The 3,248-nt window shown below is 51.1% G+C and carries 1 rRNA gene; it reads left to right on the forward strand.

Annotation, left to right across the window (positions count from 1 at the left end):
- The first annotated feature begins 216 nt into the window (after positions 1-216).
- A 23S ribosomal RNA gene (locus HX851_RS31975) occupies positions 217-3,109 on the forward strand.
- Positions 3,110-3,248 lie beyond the last annotated feature (139 nt).

The following is a 3,248-nucleotide window of genomic DNA, read 5'->3' on the forward strand; positions in this document are numbered from 1 at the left end:
AAAGCTTAGAAATGAGCATTCCATCAAGGTGATGGTGAATGTTGATTTCTAGTCTTTTGATTAGATCGTTCTTTAAAAATTTGGGTATGTGATAGAAAGATAGACTGAACGTTACTTTCACTGGTAACGGATCAGGCTAAGGTAAAGTTTGTGAGCAATTGCAAATTTTCGGCGAATGTCGTCTTCATAGTATAACCAGATTGCTTGGGGTTATATGGTCAAGTGAAGAAGCGCATACGGTGGATGCCTTGGCAGTCAGAGGCGATGAAAGACGTGGTAGCCTGCGAAAAGCTTCGGGGAGTCGGCAAACAGACTTTGATCCGGAGATGTCTGAATGGGGGAACCCAGCCATCATAAGATGGTTATCTTGTACTGAATACATAGGTGCAAGAGGCGAACCAGGGGAACTGAAACATCTAAGTACCCTGAGGAAAAGAAATCAACCGAGATTCCCTTAGTAGTGGCGAGCGAACGGGGACTAGCCCTTAAGTGGCTTTGAGATTAGCGGAACGCTCTGGAAAGTGCGGCCATAGTGGGTGATAGCCCTGTACGCGAAAATCTCTTGGTCATGAAATCGAGTAGGACGGGGCACGAGAAACCTTGTCTGAATATGGGGGGACCATCCTCCAAGGCTAAATACTACTGACTGACCGATAGTGAACTAGTACCGTGAGGGAAAGGCGAAAAGAACCCCGGAGAGGGGAGTGAAATAGATCCTGAAACCGTATGCGTACAAGCAGTGGGAGCCCACTTTGTTGGGTGACTGCGTACCTTTTGTATAATGGGTCAGCGACTTATTTTCAGTGGCGAGCTTAACCGAATAGGGGAGGCGTAGCGAAAGCGAGTCTTAATAGGGCGTCTAGTCGCTGGGAATAGACCCGAAACCGGGCGATCTATCCATGGGCAGGTTGAAGGTTAGGTAACACTGACTGGAGGACCGAACCGACTACCGTTGAAAAGTTAGCGGATGACCTGTGGATCGGAGTGAAAGGCTAATCAAGCTCGGAGATAGCTGGTTCTCCTCGAAAGCTATTTAGGTAGCGCCTCATGTATCACTGTAGGGGGTAGAGCACTGTTTCGGCTAGGGGGTCATCCCGACTTACCAAACCGATGCAAACTCCGAATACCTACAAGTGCCGAGCATGGGAGACACACGGCGGGTGCTAACGTCCGTCGTGAAAAGGGAAACAACCCAGACCGTCAGCTAAGGTCCCAAAGTCATGGTTAAGTGGGAAACGATGTGGGAAGGCTTAGACAGCTAGGAGGTTGGCTTAGAAGCAGCCACCCTTTAAAGAAAGCGTAATAGCTCACTAGTCGAGTCGGCCTGCGCGGAAGATGTAACGGGGCTCAAACCATGCACCGAAGCTACGGGTATCACTTAGGTGATGCGGTAGAGGAGCGTTCTGTAAGCCTGTGAAGGTGAGTTGAGAAGCTTGCTGGAGGTATCAGAAGTGCGAATGCTGACATGAGTAACGACAATGGGTGTGAAAAACACCCACGCCGAAAGACCAAGGTTTCCTGCGCAACGTTAATCGACGCAGGGTTAGTCGGTCCCTAAGGCGAGGCTGAAAAGCGTAGTCGATGGAAAACAGGTTAATATTCCTGTACTTCTGGTTATTGCGATGGAGGGACGGAGAAGGCTAGGCCAGCTTGGCGTTGGTTGTCCAAGTTTAAGGTGGTAGGCTGGACTCTTAGGTAAATCCGGGAGTTCAAGGCCGAGAGCTGATGACGAGTTACCCTTTTGGGTGACGAAGTGGTTGATGCCATGCTTCCAAGAAAAGCTTCTAAGCTTCAGGTAACCAGGAACCGTACCCCAAACCGACACAGGTGGTTGGGTAGAGAATACCAAGGCGCTTGAGAGAACTCGGGTGAAGGAACTAGGCAAAATGGCACCGTAACTTCGGGAGAAGGTGCGCCGGTGAGGGTGAAGGACTTGCTCCGTAAGCTCATGCCGGTCGAAGATACCAGGCCGCTGCGACTGTTTATTAAAAACACAGCACTCTGCAAACACGAAAGTGGACGTATAGGGTGTGACGCCTGCCCGGTGCCGGAAGGTTAATTGATGGGGTTAGCTAACGCGAAGCTCTTGATCGAAGCCCCGGTAAACGGCGGCCGTAACTATAACGGTCCTAAGGTAGCGAAATTCCTTGTCGGGTAAGTTCCGACCTGCACGAATGGCGTAACGATGGCGGCGCTGTCTCCACCCGAGACTCAGTGAAATTGAAATCGCTGTGAAGATGCAGTGTATCCGCGGCTAGACGGAAAGACCCCGTGAACCTTTACTATAGCTTTGCACTGGACTTTGAATTTGCTTGTGTAGGATAGGTGGGAGGCTTTGAAGCGTGGACGCCAGTTCGCGTGGAGCCATCCTTGAAATACCACCCTGGCAACTTTGAGGTTCTAACTCAGGTCCGTTATCCGGATCGAGGACAGTGTATGGTGGGTAGTTTGACTGGGGCGGTCTCCTCCTAAAGAGTAACGGAGGAGTACGAAGGTGCGCTCAGACCGGTCGGAAATCGGTCGTAGAGTATAAAGGCAAAAGCGCGCTTGACTGCGAGACAGACACGTCGAGCAGGTACGAAAGTAGGTCTTAGTGATCCGGTGGTTCTGTATGGAAGGGCCATCGCTCAACGGATAAAAGGTACTCCGGGGATAACAGGCTGATACCGCCCAAGAGTTCATATCGACGGCGGTGTTTGGCACCTCGATGTCGGCTCATCACATCCTGGGGCTGAAGCCGGTCCCAAGGGTATGGCTGTTCGCCATTTAAAGTGGTACGCGAGCTGGGTTTAGAACGTCGTGAGACAGTTCGGTCCCTATCTGCCGTGGACGTTTGAGATTTGAGAGGGGCTGCTCCTAGTACGAGAGGACCGGAGTGGACGAACCTCTGGTGTTCCGGTTGTCACGCCAGTGGCATTGCCGGGTAGCTATGTTCGGAATAGATAACCGCTGAAAGCATCTAAGCGGGAAACTAGCCTCAAGATGAGATCTCACTGGAACCTTGAGTTCCCTGAAGGGCCGTCGAAGACTACGACGTTGATAGGCAGGGTGTGTAAGCGCTGTGAGGCGTTGAGCTAACCTGTACTAATTGCCCGTGAGGCTTGACCATATAACACCCAAGCAATTTGTTACTCTGAGCTGAGAAGTGAAGAGACCAGATTGCGGTGTATGAAGACGAAACGAACCGAAAGTTTGTGGCGACTCAGACAGCACCGACATCACATACCCAATTTGCTGAAGCGCGGCCC

The organism is Pseudomonas gingeri, from assembly GCF_013385635.1.
In the GTDB taxonomy this organism is placed as follows: Bacteria; Pseudomonadota; Gammaproteobacteria; order Pseudomonadales; family Pseudomonadaceae; genus Aquipseudomonas; species Aquipseudomonas gingeri_A.